The 14,456-nt window shown below is 47.9% G+C and carries 11 protein-coding genes; 4 read left to right on the forward strand and 7 right to left on the reverse strand.

Annotation, left to right across the window (positions count from 1 at the left end):
* Positions 1 to 17: 17 nt before the first annotated feature.
* On the forward strand, positions 18 to 2,024 hold the full coding sequence (locus L6475_RS00650) for a HAMP domain-containing sensor histidine kinase (RefSeq protein WP_237821505.1): 2,007 nt from the start codon (positions 18 to 20) through the stop codon (positions 2,022 to 2,024).
* 85 nt (positions 2,025 to 2,109) lie between these two features.
* Here the strand turns inward: L6475_RS00650 and dusB are convergent, their stop codons facing one another.
* Both dusB and L6475_RS00660 read right to left on the reverse strand, forming a co-directional pair.
* Positions 2,110 to 3,069 (reverse strand): tRNA dihydrouridine synthase DusB, encoded by a 960-nt coding sequence (gene dusB, locus L6475_RS00655; RefSeq protein ID WP_237821507.1) that lies wholly within the window; start codon positions 3,067 to 3,069, stop codon positions 2,110 to 2,112.
* Positions 3,070 to 3,133: 64 nt separating this feature from the next.
* Entirely contained in the window at positions 3,134 to 3,979 is an 846-nt protein-coding gene (locus L6475_RS00660) for a bifunctional hydroxymethylpyrimidine kinase/phosphomethylpyrimidine kinase (RefSeq protein ID WP_237821509.1), read from the reverse strand.
* 655 nt (positions 3,980 to 4,634) lie between these two features.
* Between L6475_RS00660 and coaD the strand changes: the two genes are divergently transcribed.
* Both coaD and ybeY read left to right on the forward strand, forming a co-directional pair.
* Positions 4,635 to 5,081 carry a pantetheine-phosphate adenylyltransferase gene (gene coaD / locus L6475_RS00665; protein ID WP_237821511.1) on the forward strand — a complete coding sequence of 149 codons (447 nt, stop codon included), beginning with the start codon at positions 4,635 to 4,637 and terminating at the stop codon, positions 5,079 to 5,081.
* 40 nt (positions 5,082 to 5,121) lie between these two features.
* Positions 5,122 to 5,538 carry an rRNA maturation RNase YbeY gene (ybeY, locus tag L6475_RS00670; protein WP_237821513.1) on the forward strand — a complete coding sequence of 139 codons (417 nt, stop codon included), beginning with the start codon at positions 5,122 to 5,124 and terminating at the stop codon, positions 5,536 to 5,538.
* A gap of 158 nt (positions 5,539 to 5,696) precedes the next feature.
* On the opposite strand, the gene L6475_RS00675 is transcribed toward ybeY, so the two are convergent.
* Complete coding sequence (locus tag L6475_RS00675) at positions 5,697 to 7,271, reverse strand: S41 family peptidase (protein ID WP_237821515.1); 1,575 nt, start codon at positions 7,269 to 7,271, stop codon at positions 5,697 to 5,699.
* Positions 7,272 to 7,444: 173 nt separating this feature from the next.
* Between L6475_RS00675 and L6475_RS00680 the strand changes: the two genes are divergently transcribed.
* The gene (locus L6475_RS00680) at positions 7,445 to 8,092 is read left to right on the forward strand and encodes a hypothetical protein (RefSeq protein ID WP_237821517.1); all 648 of its coding nucleotides are present in this window, start codon (positions 7,445 to 7,447) and stop codon (positions 8,090 to 8,092) included.
* Positions 8,093 to 8,198: 106 nt separating this feature from the next.
* Here L6475_RS00680 and L6475_RS00685 read toward each other — a convergent pair whose 3' ends face one another.
* The 4 genes from L6475_RS00685 to L6475_RS00700 form a co-directional block, all read right to left on the reverse strand.
* Positions 8,199 to 10,244, reverse strand: coding sequence for a DNA topoisomerase IV subunit B (locus L6475_RS00685; RefSeq protein ID WP_237821519.1), 2,046 nt, complete (start codon positions 10,242 to 10,244; stop codon positions 8,199 to 8,201).
* A 44-nt stretch (positions 10,245 to 10,288) separates the two neighbouring features.
* Positions 10,289 to 11,455 carry an N-acetyltransferase gene (locus L6475_RS00690; RefSeq protein WP_237824189.1) on the reverse strand — a complete coding sequence of 389 codons (1,167 nt, stop codon included), beginning with the start codon at positions 11,453 to 11,455 and terminating at the stop codon, positions 10,289 to 10,291.
* A gap of 105 nt (positions 11,456 to 11,560) precedes the next feature.
* On the reverse strand, positions 11,561 to 12,754 hold the full coding sequence (locus L6475_RS00695) for an SAM-dependent methyltransferase (protein WP_237821521.1): 1,194 nt from the start codon (positions 12,752 to 12,754) through the stop codon (positions 11,561 to 11,563).
* Between the two features lie 31 nt (positions 12,755 to 12,785).
* Positions 12,786 to 14,435: an endonuclease gene (locus L6475_RS00700; protein ID WP_237821523.1), complete on the reverse strand. Its 1,650-nt coding sequence runs from the start codon at positions 14,433 to 14,435 to the stop codon at positions 12,786 to 12,788.
* Between the last annotated feature and the right edge of the window lie 21 nt (positions 14,436 to 14,456).

Below are 14,456 nucleotides of genomic sequence, written 5' to 3' on the forward strand. Positions count from 1 at the left end.
AGACTTAATAAAGAAATATGATACATTTACGACTCCTAAACCGATTTTTGGCAGTGGCTTTCGCCTTAGTCTCTTTGCTGTCGTGTGAAAATAAGGATACCGAGCATACTCCAAAAATTATGGAGGCCGATGCATTGATTAGTGCCGCCCATAAGAATCATGAGTACCAGCAACTGCTGAAACTTGCCGACCAGTTGGAGGCTGCAGGTCAGATTACTGATATTCAGGCCGACTATTGGCGTGGCTATTCCTATTCGCGTCAGCACATGATGCGACTGTCTGAGAAATACTGGAAGGAAGCCATCAACACTGAAATCACTAATCATGAGGGATTGGTTTATTATGCTAAATCGGCCAACCGTCTGGCTGGTGTGCTGATGGTCAAAGGTGAATATGAGACAACGATGAAAGTGGCTGTTACTGCCATCGAGAAATTGAACAAAGCCGATTATAGGTATAATAGTGACTATGCCTATCTGCAGGCTGCCATCGGCTGCTGTCAGTTGAAGTTTGGTAATCTGAACGAAGCAAAATCAAGTTTCCGTAAGGCTTACAACCAGTTTCATGCCATTGTAGAAATAGAACCAACCCGTCCTAACTATACTACAGCCATTGCAGCTGTGATTACTATTACAGAAAACTATCTTCAGGAGAATTTATATCAGGAAGCTCATGACTGGACCATGAAATTGCGCGAACTGCTCGACTACTATGAGAGCAAACCTCATGCCGAGGCCGATTTCCTTGACAAGCAGAGAGCCCGGCAGAATCTCTACTATGCCAGTTCTCTTGAAGGCTTAGGCAATTCTGTTGAGGCCCGGCGCGCATATAATGAAGCCTTGAAGTCGAAGTATATCCAGACAAACGAAGGAAAAGTTGAGGCTATCAATTATCTTATATCAGCAAAACGATGGACTGAGGCTGCCGACAACTTTGAAGTTCTTGACAAGCAATTTCAGCAGTATGGAATCACAGAGCCTTCTGTCGATATCATACAACAGTATTTGCTGCCCAAATACCGCGCTAATATAGGAGCCCATCGTGATAAGGAGGCCAATGAAGTGAGCAGGAAAATCTGTAACCTGTTGGATTCGGCTATTAATCTTGCACAGCGTGATGCTGCGATGGAACTGGCTGCCATCTACAACACCCAGCAGAAAGAGAAGGAGATTGCGGCACAGCATACCGATATGGTGCGCCAGCGCTATATGGCTACTGTCGTCACTCTGCTGTTGGTCATTATCTGTTTTGTTCTCATCATCTATTTCCGTCATCAGTCTTCCATCCGTCTGGAAAAGGCCTATAGCAAACTGGAAATAGCCAACGAGCGCATCAAGGAGTCATCGCGCATGAAGACCTCGTTCATTCGCCAGATGTCTCATGAAATACGTACGCCGCTGAACATTCTCTCTGGTTTTACTCAGATTATCACATCGCCCGGCATTGAACTGAATGATGAGACAAAGCGCGACCTGAACAAGAAAATCATCGAGAATACCGACCGCATCACTGAACTGGTGAACAAGATGTTGGAGATGAGTGATGTGAGCAGTCAGACGGTGCTCGATCGTAATGACAAAATCAAGGCGGTGCAGATTGCCTTAAAGGCCGTAGCCGACATTTCAGCGAATCCGAAATGTCATATTCCTGTTGATTTGCAGATGGAAAAGGGTATTGAAGAGTTGGAATTGCTGACCAACGAGAATGCCGCCACTCGTGCGCTCCTCCTGTTGCTTGACAATGCTGAACAATTTACCAAAGAAGGTACCGTAATATTGAAAGTGAACAGAATAAATAATATGGTACAGTTTGTTGTCGAAGATACTGGCGTTGGTATTCCTGCCGATGAGGCTGAACATATATTTGAGGAGTTCGTTCAGCTGGACGAATATGAAGAGGGTACCGGCATAGGACTGACCGTTGCCCGCAGCATCTGCCGTCGTTTAGGTGGTGATCTGGTTTTGGATACCAGCTATACCCATGGCGCACGCTTTGTAATGACCCTCGCGGGCCTAATTGCATAGAAACAAGTTCACCGTTTTCAGTTAGGGGGCAAGGAATATTTTCTTTGTCCCTTTCTTTGTCTTTATAAGGTATCCTCCCTTGGGTCTAAGGTTTTTCCTCTCCGAGTAATGCTCGCGTGCTCTCCAGAATGTCGGTGAGCTCGCTGACGGTGGTGGCGCGTAGCATGGCAATACGTGTCTGACGGAAATTCGGGATTGACTTGAAGATGGGGGTGGCAGCCAAATGTCGGCGTGTATGGAGTATGCCGCGGGGCTCGTCAATCATCTCGACATTGATGCGCAATTGTTCCAGAAGAATATCAAGTTTCTGATTGAAAGTAAGTTGTTCATGACTGAACAGCCAGGGACAACCAAAAGTGGCACGGCCTATCATCACTGCGTCAACACCATAACGGTCGAAAGCCTGGTCGGCCTCGTCGATGGAGTGAATATCGCCATTGCCGATGATGGGGATATGAATGCGAGGGTTGTTCTTTACCTCGCCTATAAGCGTCCAGTCGGCCTCGCCGGTGTACATCTGACTGCGTGTGCGGCCATGAATGGTCAGCGCCTGAATACCGCAGTCCTGCAGTTGTTCGGCCAGAGTAGTGATAATCAGTTGCTCGTGGTTCCATCCAAGTCGAGTCTTTGCTGTGACAGGAAGTTTCACCGCATTGACCACCTTGGCAGTGATATCCAGCATTTTGGGGATGTTCTGCAGCATTCCGGCACCGGCACCTTTTCCGGCAACCTTCTTCACCGGACAACCGAAGTTCAGGTCGATAACGTCTGGTCCGGCCTGTTCCACAATCTTTGCAGCCTCTACCATGGCGTCGGTGTCGCGTCCGTATATCTGTATGCCAACGGGGCGCTCATCGTCGCTTATCTGCAGTTTCTTTATGGTTGATTTCACATCGCGCACCAAGGCCTCTGCCGATACAAACTCTGTATAGACCATCTTGGCTCCAAACCGCTTGCACAAACGACGGAAACCAATATCTGTCACATCCTCCATCGGAGCGAGGAACAGTGGACGCTCACCAAAATCAATTGTACCTATCTTCATCTCAACTCTCAGTTCTTAATTCAGTAGCAAGTCTAATCATACCTCTCATCTCTCACCTCTCACCTCACAACAAGTCCAGGCATTGCTCAATGGGAATACCGCGGCATTTGTCGGGCAGATCACGATTGCGCTCAATAAGTCGGCTCACCACGGTCATGGCCGTCTGTGTGCTCTCCTTGAGCGGTTCGCCTTTCATCAGATGACCAATGAGTACTGCCGAGAAAATATCGCCAGTTCCATGAAACAGTACAGGAATCTCCTCGTAGTCGAGGCGGAAATAGAGACCGTCGCTGAGGTCCTGCTGAAAACCAGACAGTGGCTCATTGCTGCGGCGTCCCACTACACAACTGTGTCCATCGATGCGGGCACTGGTGATGACAACCGACTTGGCGCCCAGTTCTACCAACCGGTCGAGCATCTGGCACGCCTCTTCCCAGGTCATGCCATCGGCGCTGTAGGGGGTGTCTGTCAAGTAACAGGCCTCGGTATAGTTAGGAAAAGTGAGATCGGCCACCGAAACCATGTCGCGCATCAGTTCCACTTGTCGTTCTGTCATACCGTTGTAGAGTCGGCCGGCATCGCCCATGATGGGATCTACAAAGATGGTCGTTCCCTCGGCATGCAGTTGCTTGCAGTAGTCGGCCACCAAACAGGCCTGTTCCTCACTGAACATCAGGCCTGTGCACACGGCATCGAAATGAAAGCCCAGCTGGTGCCAAACGGGAAGGGCGCCTCGCATGTACTCAGTCGTTTCCAATACGTTGAACTTACCATAGTCTAAGGTGTTGGAAACCAGTGCAGTGGGCAGGTTGTAAGTAGGGTGTCCGAGGTAGGTGAGGATGGGCAGCATGGCTACCATTCCCACGTGGCTATAGCCCACTACGTCGTTAATCAGCAGAATTTGTTTCATATATGTCTGATCGCGATATGATAGAATTGGCGTGCAAAGTTAGTAATTATTATTGAAAAGCCTATTATTAACAGTTGTTAAATTTATATCTATTCAAAAAAAATGATACATAGTTTATATTTAGGTTTGTCGCTTTTTTCATAATTTTGCAAAAAATAGGATATTTCAGTTGATGAAAAATCCATTGAGAATTTATTTATCCATATCAAAACAAAAAAGCTAGACAAGAATGCACGTCGGACAAAGAATCAAGGAAGTTATGGAGCAGCGTAAGCGTTCTGTAATTTGGATTTCGCAACAAATTGCATGCGAGCGCACAAATGTGTATAATATTTTTGCCCGCGAGGATATAAATACCAATTTGCTGCGTAAGTTGAGTATCATTTTGGAATATGATTTCTTCAAGGAACTTTCTAAAGATACATTCGGTAAGAAATAGTTTTTCTTATCTTACATTTATCTTAACGCTCGTAACTTTTCAGCCCAATGGCTAAGTTACGAGCGTTAAGTGTTAGAATAAGCAAGTTTTGTTTTGCATTTCGCTCGACTTTTCGTAACTTTGGCTGACGCCGGAGTCACTTCGTCTCGGAAATGAAAAGAAAAGCAAGCATTTCTTTTGCACTTCTCTCGACTTTTCGTAACTTTGCCCACAGATATGAAGAAAGGTGTTTTTGTGGGTAGTTTTAATCCCTTTACTATTGGTCACGATTCGATAGTGCGTCGTGCCTTGCCACTGTTCGACAAACTGGTGATCGGTGTGGTTGGCGATAATGTGCAGAAACCGTCGCTGTCGCCGGCCGAAGACCGCATTGGAACTATCCGCCAATTGTATGCCGCCGAACCTCGCATTGAAGTGAAACCCTATTACGGACTGGCAGTTGACTTTGCCCGCGAACAGCAGGCCCATTATATAATAAAAGGTGTGCGTTCGGTCAAAGATTTTGAATATGAGCGTGAACAGGCTGATATCAACCGTCAGATAACGAATGGAGAGGTGGAAACGTTGCTGCTTTTTGCCGAACCGCATCTGTCGAGCATCTCTTCTTCTATGGTGCGCGAACTGCAGCACTTCGGGCTGGACGTCAGTCAGTTCCTTCCATGATTTTTTTTAGTGAACAGTGATTAGTGAATAGTTTATAGATATGATTAGTTATAGCACTGAGAATGTAAAAATGCCTGCCATCAAAAAGCGCGACACCACAGCATGGATTCGTCGGGTGGCTGCTACCTACAATAAAAAGGTGGGCGAGGTAGGCTATCTGTTTTGTGACGACGAGCATATACTTGAGGTAAATCGCGAATATCTGGGGCATGATTACTACACCGACATCATCACTTTCGATTATTGCGAGGATGATGTGCTGAACGGCGACTTGGTTATCTCGCTCGACACCGTGCGCACCAATGCCGAACTGTTCCACAAAACCTACGATGAGGAGTTGCACCGCGTCATCATCCATGGTATTCTGCATCTTTGCGGTATCAACGACAAAGGTCCAGGTGAGCGCGAAATCATGGAAGCTGCCGAGAACAAAGCTCTTGCTTTGCTCAAGCAGTAGTGCACTGTCCTGCAGTATAACAACTCTTGCGCTGGAGTATAATAGTTATTGCCCGGTTGAACAATAACTATTGCTTGTTAAGAGAAAAACAATTAAAAAAAATTATAGCTATAATTTCCGCAATTATAGCTATAATTTTTTGAATTTTAGCTATAATTCTATTCCGCCAATATTTCAAGAGCCTTCTTTACAATGTCACTTTCCTCGTTAAAGACGCTAAAATACTCGCTCATATCCCACAAATCGCGGGCTATGAGTGCTTTCAGTTGTAGTTTGAGGTAGGGGATGGTTTTCTGCAGTTCGTCGTCATCCTTCGGCAGGATGTTCTGTTTCTTGCCCTCTTCCATGATGGTGTCGATGTACGACTGTGGAATTTCATAATTGGCCTTGAACTGTTGGAAATCGGGATATTGCTTTTTCAGTTGCTTGCGATTCTTGTCCATGAAGCGCAGATTCTGATTGATAATCACGCTCTTGGCAGCCAGTTCGCGGTGGAACTTGGTGTATTGAAGTGTGTCCAGAGGCACGAAATGGTCGGGCATAATACCGCCCCCGCCGTAAACCACTCGTTTATGGTTTAGTGTGTAGAATTTCAGTGAGTCGGCAAAGTGAATAGAGTCCTTATTGGTCAGTTCACCGTGCTTCAGTCGGTTTACCACATCCATGGCATAGTCTTTCTGCTTTCCCTTTTCGTAGGGCTTCTGTATGCAGCGTCCTGATGGGGTGTAGTAGTGGGCAATGGTGAGTCTGATCATCGAACCGTCGGGCAGGTCGATGGGGCGCTGTACCAGTCCCTTGCCAAATGTGCGGCGGCCTACCACCAAGCCACGGTCCTGGTCTTGTATGGCGCCAGTCACAATTTCGGATGCTGAGGCAGTATATTCATCCACCAGAACCACGATGCGGCCTTCGCGGAAGTTTCCGCTGGCCTGAGCAGTATAGTCACGACGGGGCACTCGGCGACCTTCGGTATATACAATCATGTCGCCCTGTTTCAGGAATTCCGATGACACATCGACAGCCGCCTGCAGATATCCGCCTCCGTTGCCCTGAAGGTCGAGTATCAGATCTTTCATGCCCTGCGCTTTCAGTCCTTTCAGGGCGTCCATAAACTCCTGATAGGTGGTGGCTCCGAAACTGCCTATGCGGATGAGGCCTATTCCCGGACGTACGATATAGGCGGCATCGACCGATTTGACGGGAATCTTGTCTCTTACCACTTTGAATAACAGGGTGTCCTTAATGCCCTGGCGCACAATCTTCAGTCGGGCCACGGTGCCTTTCGGACCGCGCAGACGGCGCATGATTTCCTCACGACTCATCTTTACGCCCGCAATAGCCGTGTCGTTCACCCCTACAATGCGGTCGCCGGCTATGATACCCACCTTCTCGGAAGGTCCTTTTGTGGTGGGCTGAATCACTACGAGGGTGTCCTCCATCATGTTGAACTGCACACCAATGCCTTCAAAAGATCCCTGCAAAGGTTCGTTCATCTGTTTCACCTCCTTGGGCGTAGAATAACTGCTGTGAGGATCCAGTTTTTCGAGCATGCCGCGAATGGCATCCTCTACAAGTTTCTGCTCATCGACAGAGTCCACATAGAGGTTGGCCACCGACATTTCGGCTATAGAAAGTTTACGAAGTGCATTTTCGCTGTTTTTGCTTGAGAAAAACTGTGCTTGTGTGGCAAGCGTGATTATGAGCGTAGTAGCTACTGTGAGAAAACGTTTCATCAAGTGTATGAATTGAATATTTATAGAACGCAAAATTACTATTTTTCTTCCGAAAAGAGTGCCTTTTTCTTTATATTTTGAATGGATTGATAAAAATAAGTAGAAAATAGTATTGCAATTCAAAAAAAATGTATAAATTTGCCAACAAATATTCTACTAATTATAAATTTATTATGAAAAAGAACTATTTAAAAACGATTGCTACTTTTGCAATGATGGCTTTTGCCGCAGTGTCTATGGTTTCATGTGGAAGTGATGATGACAACGATTCAGGTAAGGACTCTGGCGGTGGTGATCAGGGAGTCACTATTACAGCCTATGAGTTCGATGTCAGCTTCGAGAACCAGGGAGTAGAGACGAATGATTACGGAATTTCTTTCCCACTGATGTTGGCATATTATGATGCCGAAGGAAAGATGAATACCGAGCGCGTTGAGCCTGGTAAGACAGTGAGGAAGACCATTGTCTATGATAGAAAGAATAATTTTGGCATGTGTCTGGTTCGTCTCGTTAAGCCCGAGAATCCTCAGGCCATACAGAATGTTCCTGATGATGTAGAATTTGTAGTAGGTATGGCTGTTTCAGGAAAGGTTACCACTAAGTATAGCGACAACACGAGTGAGGTTGCTGATGCTAAAACGATTTTCGGCGGAACTCCTATATCGAAAATCTCTGGCGAAAAGCTGAAGAAATCATTTGCCTCAAGAAACTATCTCGGCTACTACTGCTATTATGCTAATGACGAGACTGCCGGTTCTGCTTTCCTTTTCAACGAGGACTTTGTGAAGGCATTGGGCATTGAATATGCTAAGGACAAGTAATCGTCTGAACAGAGGTTGAGAAGTTAGGGACTTCTTACAGATAAGACAAAAAAAGAATCTCACACAAGTTGTGGCTACTCCATCCAACTGTGTGAGATTCTTTTTTCTATTCTTCAATTTCTTCCTCTTCAGGCCGGTCTTCCTCAATCACCAGATTGTCGATGATAAAGTTCTGACGCTCCATGGTGTTCTTGCCCATGTAGTATTCCAGCAGTTTCTGAACCTGGTCGGTCTTGTGCAGGGTGACCTGTTCCAAACGGATGTCAGGACCTATAAAACCGGCAAACTCATCGGGCGAAATTTCTCCAAGTCCTTTAAATCGGGTGATTTCAGGGTCAGGACCAAGGTCGTGGATAGCCTGCATGCGCTCTTCTTCTGAATAGCAGTAGCGTGTGATGAAGTCTGACTTTGCGGGTGCTTTGCTATTGGGCGCCTGCGCTTTTTGGCGTGCCAGCTTTTCATCCTCATCGGCCAGCACCTGCTTGTTCTTGATTTTGGTGCGGCGGTTGCGTACGCGGAACAATGGGGTCTGCAGCACATAGACATGGCCTTTGCGAATCAGTTCGGGGAAGAACTGGAGGAAGAAGGTGATGATCAGCAGGCGGATGTGCATACCGTCCACATCGGCATCGGTGGCCACAATCACTTTGTTATAGCGCAGCGTGTCGAGTCCTTCCTCAATATCGAGTGCAGCCTGCAGCAGGTTGAACTCTTCGTTCTCATACACCACTTTCTTGGTAAGACCGAACGAGTTCAGCGGTTTTCCGCGCAGTGAGAATACAGCCTGTGTGTTCACATCGCGGCTCTTGGTGATACTTCCGCTAGCCGAATCACCCTCGGTGATGAAGATTGACGATTCTTCCTTACGGTCGTTCTTCACGTCGCTATAGTGAATGCGGCAGTCGCGCAGTTTGCGGTTGTGCAAGTTGGCTTTCTTTGCACGCTCACGGGCCAGTTTTGTTACGCCGGCCATGGCCTTTCGCTCTTTCTCGCTCTCCTGAATCTTCTGCATCATCACCTCGGCAGTGTCGGGGTTCTTATGCAGGTAGTTGTCAACCTCAGTCTTGATAAAGTCGCCAACATATTTATTGATAGAGGGGGGCATGGGATGGTCGGCATCTACTGTTGTGGGAACGGGAGCCATGGTGAGCGAACCCAGTTTGATCTTTGTTTGACTCTCAAACATCGGTTCTTCCACGTTCAGGGCAATGGCAGCCACAATACCGTTGCGTATATCGCCATACTCGAAATTCTTCTGGAAGAACTCCTTGATGGTTTTGGCGATATGCTCCTTGAAGGCACTCTGATGGGTACCGCCCTGGGTGGTGTGCTGACCGTTCACGAACGAGTAGTATTCCTCGCCATACTGGTTGGCATGGGTGAAGGCTATCTCGATGTCTTCGCCTTGCAGGTGGATGATGGGATAGAGGGCATCGGCACTCATGCGGTCTTTCAGCAGGTCTTCCAGTCCGCGGCGCGAAAGGATGCGTCGGCCGTTATACATGATGGCCAGTCCGATGTTCAGGTAGGTATAGTTGCGCAGCATGTTTTCCACAATGTCATCGTGGAAACTGTAGTGCTGGAACAGTGTGTCGTCGGGTTCGAAATAGATGTAAGTGCCGTTCTCGTCTTGTGTATCCTCGGTAGTGTCGCTCACCAGTTTGCCTTTCTCAAAAGTGGCGCGTCTCACCTTTCCGTCGCGGAACGAGGCCACTTCAAAATGAGAGCTGAGCGCATTGACGGCCTTCACACCCACACCGTTCAATCCGATAGACTTCTTGAACGCTTTCGAGTCGTACTTACCGCCGGTGTTCAGTACGCTGACGGCCTCAATCATCTTGCCTTGAGGAATACCACGGCCGTAGTCGCGTACGGAGACGCGCAGATTGTCGTCAACATTAATCTCGATTCGGTCGCCGGCTTTCATCTTGAACTCATCGATAGAGTTATCGATCACCTCTTTCAGCAACACGTAGATACCATCTTCGGCCAGTGAGCCATCGCCCAGTCGGCCTATATACATACCCGGACGCAAGCGGATATGCTCCGTTCCGGAAAGAGTGCGGATATTGTCATCGGTGTAAAGACTCGCCTCTGGTCCTTCTGTAGCAGGGAGGGGAGCGTTTATATTTTCAAATTGGTTTTCTTCCATTCCTTTTCTCTGTTTACTGCCTCGCAAATAGGGAGGGGGTGGGACTATTCAAGTACTTTCTTATAGCATCTTCTACGCTTATGCTGCTCGTGCTCGTAGTACATCCACTGGTTCTGAACCTTACCGTTGGTTTCCATCTCAACATGGGTCTCACCCCATTCGAAACCGAACTTCTGGTAACGGGGAATCAGGTCGTAGAACAACAGTGAGTTGGCACCCTTTGAACGGTATTCGGGCAGCACACCGATGAGCAGACAGTCAACGATATTGGTCTTCTTGAACTTCAGTGCACGCAGCAGATACCACCATCCGAAGGGGAAGAGGCGTCCGTTCTTACATTTCTGCAGGGCTTTTGAGAGTGAAGGATAGCTGATGCCTACACCAATGCACTTGTGGTCGGGTGTGTTCCAGTCTTCAATAACAGTCACCAGACTCAGGTCCAGGAAACGGAAATACATGTTCACGTACTGGTCCATCTGTTTCTTTGACAGTTCAGAATAGCCGTAGAGATGGCTGAAGGTGCCGTTGATCACATCAAACACTTTGTGTCCATACTGCTCAGGACCGAAGATGTCCTTCTTGGTCAGTTTTCTGATGTGCAGATTGTAACGTTCCATGGTCAGTTCGGCCACACGGCGGAACTTGGCGGGCACACCGTCTTTGGGCACAAAGACCTTGTATTCCACATAGTCGTTGTCTTTCTCATATCCCTCCATCTGTTCCATGTGACGGGGGTAGTACTCGTAGTTGTAGCCGGTGGCCATGCAGCTCAACTGGTCGAAACCGTAGGTGAGCATGCCTTCTTGGTCCATATCGGTGAATCCCAACGGACCGATAATCTCTTTCATTCCCTCACGGCGACCAAAGTCTTCTACTGCCTTCAGCAGTGCCTGCGACACTTCCTGATCATCAATGAATTCAAGCCAGCCGAAACGCACGCAGGGACGGTTCCACTGCTCGTTGTAACGGCGGTTGATGATAGCGGCTACACGTCCGGCTATCTTGCCATTCTTATAGGCCAGATAGTATTCTACATCACAAAAATCAAAAGCTGCATTGGGATTCTTGCTCCAGGGATTCAGTGTGAACATCTCGTCACTATATAAGTTGGGAGCATCGTATTTATTGCCACGGTACAGGTCATAGCGGAATTGAATAAATTTTTCCAAATCGCGCTTGTTGGCAACTTTCTTTATCTCTACGGACATGATTTAAAATAGTTTTTGGAATTAAAAAACGTACAAAGATACTGTTTTTTTGTCATAAAAGTGTACAAAAACATGTTTTTTTAAGAAAAAACACGAATATTGGGACAGCTAAAATAGCTGCTGACAAACAATCAATACATGATTTCCATCTGCAAGGGTGGTGGCGAAAATGTAGTGTTCTCCTCCATCGCTCAGTTTCAGTCGCTTGCGCAATTCGGCCACCGTCTGGGGAAAGTTGCGTACGGCTATATTTGCTTTGCCGAGAAGCAGTACTTTTTCTTTCAGTTCTTTTTTGTTAAGGCTTGAAATGGCCTTGATATGAAAGCGACGGCCGGGGAAGTCTTCAATAAGGCGGTCGCTGACGAATAGGTGACTGTTGGATGCTATCTGGGAAACCGACAGTCGTGAGGCTAACTCGTCAAAGCAACCTGCTTTCATGATAGAGGCATTGGGCTCGTAGAGGTATTGGGAAGGGAGAGGTGAGAGGTGAGAGGTGAAATGTGAGAGGTGAGAGGTGAGAGTTGAGACCTCAAAAACGTGATCGTCGTTGACGCAGAAGAGATGAGGAGAACTGATAGGTGATAGGTGGGAGGTGAGAACCACCAACAGTTCCTTACATTCATTCTGTACCGACACGATGTGCACCTCCTTTACCCATTGCACGCCCAGGTCGTTGACGGCTTTACGCCAGTCGAGCATGGGCGAGAGTTTCAGTATTACGAAATCGGCTTTCTTCAGCAACTGGTCGCGCAGGCTCAGCACATCGGGGGTGCAGTCGCTGATGTCGTAGGTGCGCCCTCCGTGCTCATTGCGACGGGCCGGATCAAGGAAAATTACAGTACTCTTAGACATTTGCTTCAGGTAGTCGGTGCTATTGGCGCAAACCACCTCGCTGTTGAGTCCCAAAACGTTGAAATTGTGGCGAGCCAGTTGGCAGAGATGTTCCTGCTGTTCAACGTAGGTGGATTTTTGAAAGAGGGGGGCAAGGAACGAGAAATCAACACCGAAACCGCCAGTGAGGTCGGTGAGGGTTTCGGGCTTTTCTGTCAGGGCTTGGCATACAGACTGTTTGTAACGGGCGGTCTGCTCGCTGCTGCACTGCTCCATCGACAGGTGAGGGGGATAAAGAATCTCCTCATGCTCTGCCCAGGAAGGAAGTTTCTTGCCTGCGGTCTGTCGTCCGGCTATCTGCTGGAGTGCCTGTTGCAAGTCAACTTCGGGCGTCTTGCAGCCACGAAGCGCCAGTTGCCGAACGTCGTCGTTGGCATGCTGGCGCACGTATTGAAGGGTTGCCTCGTTCATCAAGTCTTATAGAAGGTGTCCTTATCCGTGATTATCTTATCAGAACTTTCTTGCCGTTACAGATGTAAATGCCTGCTTTCATCGGCCGCTTTTCGATGTGCTGTCCGGAGAGTGTGTAGAAGGCATCCTCGTCCTGCTTGCCGATGGCGGTACTATGAATACCAGTCTCGGATGAGTGAAGAGTCACCTTTACGCCCGACAACTGCATGTTGCCACTACCGTCATTGACATTGAACACCACACTGGTGGCATTGCCAGTCCATGTGAGGTCTGTGACACTGCCTGTTGAGGCCTGCAACTTCTTACTGGTATCTTTGGCCAGTTGGAATTCCAGTTCCACAAGGCTGCCGTCGCTGGTGCTGATGGTCAGCGTATTCTTCTGGTAGAGGCGAATCTGTTCGTTGTTGATAAACTGGTTGGTTCCGTCACCCTTTGCATAGACAACGGTGATGTCGCCTTCTGTTCCTGAGAAGGTACCAAGATTATTCCCTGATATCGAACCGTCGAAATTAGTGTTGAACAAATCGTTTCCGAAAGCTATCATGCCCTCAACAGGCTTCGGATCGCCTCCATCGTTGGTGATGGTATAGGTGGCAGTGGTCTGGAAACTGGAGGTTCCATCTTTCACGGCAATGGCCTTCAGTGTGGTGGTCTCGGTGAGGGTGATAGGTTCGGTATATACCTTGCTTCCCGTAGTGGCATTGGTATTGTTGGTGGTATAGTAGATGACGGCTCCCTCGGTAGCGCAGCTCATGCTGACCACCACCTGGTCTTTGTAGCTTCCACCCTCTGGGGTGAATACAGGCTGAGCCACGTAGTCCACATCAGTTCCGGTGCCTTCATAGTTGTCATAGCTGAAAGCCTGCTCTTTCTTGCTGCCCCACACATATTCCTCCAGTCCGGGGTAGTCAACGAACGGGTTGCGATTGCCCTGCACATCATTGCCGGCCACGGCATTGTTGCGTGCCAGTTCCACCTCGTCAATGGGGTCTTGCTTTGACCAGCGGAAGAGCATGTCCAAATACCACTGTTGCAGTCCTGGGTAGGCATCATTCGTAAACACCTTTTTCGCCTCGCCCTTGGACCAGTTATTCAGTTTGTCCTGATAGCAGGTAGCCATATAGAAATAGATGCGTGCAATATCACCTTTTATCTCGTCGTTAGGTTCAAATACCGTACCGCTGTAGCCTGGCGTCTTGCACGAGCCCAGAATGCTGTAGTTGTTGGCCGATGCCTTTGAGATGTTTCCCACCTCGGCGATGACGTACGCTGAGCGCATATTGTTGATCTTGGCGTCAGTAGGCACCACGTGGATGATGTCGCTTTTCATCGGACTAGCCTCGTTAAACCAGCTCTGTGGCACGGTGTGTTCCTTGTTCCATCCACTGCCTTCACTTTTGTTGCCATGCTGGTTCCAGTCGTAGTTGGTAATGTTAGAGTACCAGTCGCGCACATGACCGTCTGGTCGCATGTCGGTCTTCTTGTAGTAATCCTCCAACGACGAATAGCTGAGCGTCGTGTGGTTCTTGATGATGCTATATAAAGCTGTCTTCAGGGATTCGCCTTTCTTTCCGTCAGCGTTTTGATAATAGTTACCACTATTGTTCGGCCCCTGTGCCAGAGCACTTGCCGCTATGATAATAAGCGTTGTAACAAGGGCAAAAAACTTTCTGTTCATCATAGTTTGTATTATTTTTGATGG

It is taken from the genome of Prevotella sp. E9-3, assembly GCF_022024015.1.
In the GTDB taxonomy this organism is placed as follows: domain Bacteria; phylum Bacteroidota; class Bacteroidia; order Bacteroidales; family Bacteroidaceae; genus Prevotella.